The following is a 5,048-nucleotide window of genomic DNA, read 5'->3' as shown; positions in this document are numbered from 1 at the left end:
TATCACCCCACAACCCCTCAACCACCCCTTCCTCTACGTCGCGTGGGCTCGTTGATGTGTATAAGAGACATATCCACGCCTCCTCCCGTAGCCGTGGCTCCCACGATCTCGCCCAACCTCACACCCATCACCTTCCGCCCTGGGCCGGACTTCGCCCCCATCACGCCGCCGCCCATTCAGCCCGACCTGCCGGATCCGCCGCAATTTGGGTCAGGGGGCGGCTTTGATGTTGACCAGCCGTTTGCCTCGCTCTCTTACAAGGTGAACCTGACCAACCTGATTGTCCGAGGGGTGATTGCGAGTGTAGACATTCAGGTCTTGAATATCACTTGCGGAACGGATGTTACTGGCGTAATCCGGCCCGAGGCCCTGAGCCAGTTTAGGAACCTGCTGATTGGAAGAGGCAACACGTTCACCGACGCTAACGGATTCAACTTTAGCTATACATTTCCAACAGATCCCAGATTTTTTGATGATTTGAGGATTCTTTCCAAAGCAGTGAGACCCGTCCGAAGACTTGACGCGCAAGGACAAATCCAGATTAACGATGAATTAACTGGGGATGATATTGTCTTTATCCTGACTATCCGAGATGCTTTTGGGCAAGTCTTGCGAGTTGACGACTCAATTTTTAGTAGGGAGGAAGAACGAACAGAGATTCGTGGCTCACGGCTTAATGGAGTTCCAGCCTGTGGCAATCTCCCTCAGCCAACGCCTACCCCGACGCCGACTCCTCTGCCGCCTGTACCTACGCTGACTTCAGGCCCTACCCCTGTTCCGACGCCGGTTCCTGTAGGGCCGTCGCCTTTGTTTACCCGCTTCTTACTGCCCAATCCAGCGCCGGTCAACACGCCTGTTACTCTCACTTTTGTGGTCGATAACCGAGTGGCTGGGGCCATTCCCTTGAGTGGTCTGAACTTCCAGGCGATCTTGCCTGAGGGAGTGGCTGTTGCCAATCCTTCCACACCTGCCGGCCTTGCTAATCCAAATACCTGCGGAGGAGTTGTGGGCGCCATACCGGGGACGAGGATCATCAGTCTTTCGGGGGGGGTCTTGGCAGCAGGTGCCACTTGCGAGGTCAATGTTTCTATTCAGGCAACAGCTGCTGGGATCTACACCTTGCCACTGCTATTTGTGTCGAACAATCAGACTCTACCCAGTGCAGCTCCTCCCATCAATCTGGTGGCTAATCCCTGATGACGACTTTGGCCCGGTCTGTGATATCCATTTTGGTACGTGAGGGTAGCACGAAATGAGCGCAAAGAAGATCAAGTTCAGAAGAAATTGGTTGCGGGCTTTAGGAAGTGTTGGGACTGTTTTCTTCACCACAGCCAGCTTGGTTGGCTGCCAGCAAGCCAAGGACAAGAACGCCACCAGCTTTGTCCCTGGGCCGATCATTCCCCCTCAGGCTCCTAGCGTGCCCACTGGCGGTACCGAGGTGGGCCTACCTCCCATAGCACCACCAGGGATCCCTTTGCCAGCTCCTACGATTGTCATCCAAACTCCCGTTGCAGCCCCAACCATTCCTCCAATCCCCTCTCCTATTCCTCTCCCCACCATCAAGGCAGAAACTCCGGCTCCTTCTACTCCTTTCCCTCCTCCTCCCCCCACTCCCTTTCCTGTTGAAAAAGTTAGCGTTGATCCAGCAGAAGTTAAGTTTGACTCAGGGACGACTGTTGGCTCTATAAAAACTCTCACGCTTACGCCGTCTGCTCCTCCGGCCAACGGCAGCTTGGTGTTGAAGGTAGAAAGCAGCAACCCGCAGGTGGTGGGCGTTTCCACAACTGCTGCCTCGTTCGTAACAGTTGTCGTTCCACCGGGATCCACAGATACACCCAAGGTTGTGCTGACGCGTTTGATCCCGGCTACACAGCAGGGCAATGCCACCATCACAGTTACCCGCGACCCGGCCACAACCGCTGCCAATTATCCGGTGGGCAGCGTGAATGTTGCCGTGCCGGTGACCTTAGAGCAGCAAGAGCAGCCGCCTAGTATTACAGTTACTCCTTCTTCGATAGAGTTCCTCGATGATGACATAATTGGAGCTACTCAAGATGTAACAGTTGAGCTCAAAATAACTCCAGTTGGAGGTCAGGTTGTACTGGACATAGGTGGAACCCCTAATCCTTTTGCGCCAGGTGCTCCGTTCACTGTTTCACCTTCAACTCTTATCTTTAAGGAAGGCAATAAGGGATCTCAGCAGTTCGGGGTTATTCGATTAACCGATGGTGTGTTTGCTGGCTCCATAACTGTTAAACTAAACACAGCCCTGACTACTGCTAGTAACTTCTTAACAGGAGATATTAACATTGTGATCCCTGTCAAGTCAGCAGTTGGCTCTATTGAGATTAAGTATGATAACTCGGTAGACTGTAAGAATAATCTAGGCAAAATAGTTACTGTGGTTCCCCAAGTTACCACTAGAGGGAAGGTTCTTCCTCCTTTTACCTACACAGCAGATCCTCCTCTGCCTTCTGGAGTCACGTTCAACACGAAAGATGGTGGTATCTCTATCCAATGCCCAGCACAGGCAGGTGCACCTCCCATTGGTTCCACTCTCTCGACGCTGGTAACTGTTACAGACTCCTCGAGTCCTCCCATTTCTGGTCAAGCTCTTGTGAGCATTAAAATTAATTAAATAGTCAAACCAGCCAGTAGTTCTCTACCTCTGGAAGCGGTGAATGTTGCTGTGGCGGTGACCTTAAAGCAGCAAGAGCTGCCGCCGAGCATTGAAGTTGCTCCTGACTCCGTTGAATTTGCTGGCACAGCTCTGGTTGGAACTTCTGCTAAGCTGAGGGTTACACTCCAACCATCAGCTCCAGTTGGTGGGCAAGTTGTGTTGGATGTGAGTGGAACTCCCGATCCTTTTGTCCCTGGCGCGCCATTTACCGTTTCGACCAGCACGCTGGTCTTCAAGGAAGGCAACAAGGGGCCTCAGGAATTCGAGGTTGTTCGCCTGACGCCTAACGAAGCTGCCGGATCAGTGACCATTAAGCTCAATCCCGCGCTGACGACGGCTACCAACTTCTTGACTGCCGACCTCAGCGCTGTGATCCCTGTTGCAATCAAAGCTCTGCCGCCGACTCCACCACCTGCCACTCTTGCAATTCAGTATAAGGATACTTCCTTGAAGTGTAGCACTAACCTTAACTTGAAGCTCACTGCGCCTCCAACTGTTACCATTACCGGCGCTGTTAAAAGCCCACTCACTTTCAAAGCCGAGCCAGCACCTAATCCTCCCTTCTTTTTTGACACATCCACAGGGGTCATTTCCGTTCAATGTCCAGCGGCAGCAAACCAGCCTCCGATTGGCCTTTCTTTCTCTGCATTGATAACGGTTACGGATTCTTCGATTCCGCCAATTTCAGCTCAGAAGTTCGTAGCCATCAAAGTCGAGTAGTAAGAACTACAGCAGCCCTAAGATATTCATAAGAAGTTCCAATATGTATAAAGCTGAGGGAGATGGGAATCAAAAAGGATTATCTGGGGTGGGAAGCTGTTGTGTTGGCCAAGCCGGCTGCCCAATCCAGCAGATGATTGACTGCTTCTGGGGTTTTGGCTTCGGAGTACAGCCGCAGCAGGGGCTCGGTGCCGCTGCCGCGGATCATCACCCAACTGCCGTCGGCAAGGGTAAACTTGTGGCCGTCTTTGTCGAAATGCTTAATCACCTTCTGCCCCAAAATCTCAGACGGGGGATCCGCCTGCAACTGTTGAAATAGCCTGACTTGTTGGTTTTGATCCGCCAGGTGCAGGTCGCGGCGCTGGTAAACCGAGCTAAATCCTTCCCGTTCCTGCAAAGCTCGGTAAAGGGCGCTCAGATCTTGCCCGGTTTCGGTGACGGCCTCAATCAAGTACAGAGCAGAGAGGAGGGCATCTCGTTCGGGGATGTGGCCCAGGTAGCCGATGCCGCCGGATTCTTCTCCCCCCAGCAACACCTGGGTGGTCAGCATGCGCTCGGCGATGTATTTGAAGCCCACGGGCATTTCCGTAACCGGCAGGCCATAGCGCTCCGCCACCTTGACGAATAGCTCCGAGCCACTGATGGTTTTGACGATTTCGCCCCGCAGGCCGCGTCGCCCCGCCAAGTGGTCGATCAGGATGGGAATGAGGATCTGCGGGCTGAGAAAGCGGCCTTGTCCGTCGAGGGCGGCAATGCGGTCGGCGTCGCCATCGAAGACCAGACCCACTTTTAACGGGGCGGGATCCGCCGCGATGATCTGGGCAGAGGTCTGCAGGTTTTGCGGCAGCGGCTCCGGTGAGACGCCGCCAAATAGGGGATCCCGATGCGCCTGCAATTCAATTACCTTCTCCCCCAAGAGGCGCTTGAGGGCCCCAGCCCCGGAGCCAAACATGACATCCACCCAGATCTTGGCCGGGGAGCCTTTGAGCTTTTCCAGATCCACAAAGCGGCTGAGCTGAGCCAGGTAGCCAGGCCAGGGATCCCAGGTTTCGATGGGGGCGGAGTTGGATCCCAGCGGTTGCAGGTGGTGCAGCTCCTGCTCGATGGCAGCGGTGACCTCCGGGGGCACGGAGCCGCCAAAGCCGCCTTTGACTTTGAGGCCGGAATAGTGGGGCGGGTTGTGGCTGGCGGTGATCACCAAGGCTCCATGGCAGCCGCGCTCTTTGGCTGCCCAACTGAAGGCCGGCGTCGGGGCAGGACAGGCAGAGAGATAAACCGGGATCCCCAACCGCGCCACCACCTCGGCAGCGTGGGCAGCAAAGCGTTCAGAGAGAAAGCGGTTGTCGTAGCCGATCAGGATCCCTGCGCCGGGATAGGTGCGGGCCAACACCTGGGCGCTGGCCTGGGCGGCAATAGCCAAGTTCTGAAAGGTAAAGCCGTCGGCGATCACGGCTCGCCAGCCGTCGGTACCAAAGCGAATAGAGTTGCCGGCCATAGTTCACCAAAATCGACCTCGACTACACATAGCACGGCAGAGCCAGATCCAGACCGCCCAGCCCTCACCCCCGGCCCCTCTCCCTGAGGTGCCCAAGCGCTCCGTGCCGCTCACGCGACCACCCCCAGCCCCTCTCCCTGAGGCCCTCACCCC

The 5,048-nt window shown here is 55.3% G+C and carries 4 protein-coding genes; 3 read left to right on the top strand and 1 reads right to left on the bottom strand.

All coding sequences use genetic code 11. The features are described 5' to 3' along the window. The 3 genes from NW857_RS12190 to NW857_RS12180 all read left to right on the top strand — a co-directional run. A partial coding sequence (locus tag NW857_RS12190) for a hypothetical protein (protein WP_414369096.1) occupies positions 1–1,197 on the top strand: 1,197 nt, incomplete at its 5' end. A gap of 277 nt (positions 1,198–1,474) precedes the next feature. Beyond that, positions 1,475–2,638 (top strand): hypothetical protein, encoded by a 1,164-nt coding sequence (locus NW857_RS12185; RefSeq protein ID WP_414369094.1) that lies wholly within the window; start codon positions 1,475–1,477, stop codon positions 2,636–2,638. 39 nt (positions 2,639–2,677) lie between these two features. Continuing rightward, positions 2,678–3,400: a hypothetical protein gene (locus NW857_RS12180; RefSeq protein ID WP_414347767.1), complete on the top strand. Its 723-nt coding sequence runs from the start codon at positions 2,678–2,680 to the stop codon at positions 3,398–3,400. A gap of 79 nt (positions 3,401–3,479) precedes the next feature. Here the strand turns inward: NW857_RS12180 and NW857_RS12175 are convergent, their stop codons facing one another. Further along, positions 3,480–4,895 (bottom strand): phosphoglucomutase/phosphomannomutase family protein, encoded by a 1,416-nt coding sequence (locus tag NW857_RS12175; protein ID WP_414369092.1) that lies wholly within the window; start codon positions 4,893–4,895, stop codon positions 3,480–3,482. Positions 4,896–5,048: the final 153 nt, after the last annotated feature.

Source organism: Synechococcus sp. H55.9 (genome assembly GCF_047462355.1).
Taxonomy (GTDB): domain Bacteria; phylum Cyanobacteriota; class Cyanobacteriia; order Thermostichales; family Thermostichaceae; genus Thermostichus.
This window is presented reverse-complemented; position numbering and strand designations above follow the sequence as displayed.

Bases quoted from the DNA above. Each gene is read 5' to 3' on its own strand.
- NW857_RS12175 (WP_414369092.1), bottom strand. From the start codon at position 4,895: ATGGCCGGCAACTCTATTCGCTTTGGTACCGACGGCTGGCGAGCCGTG.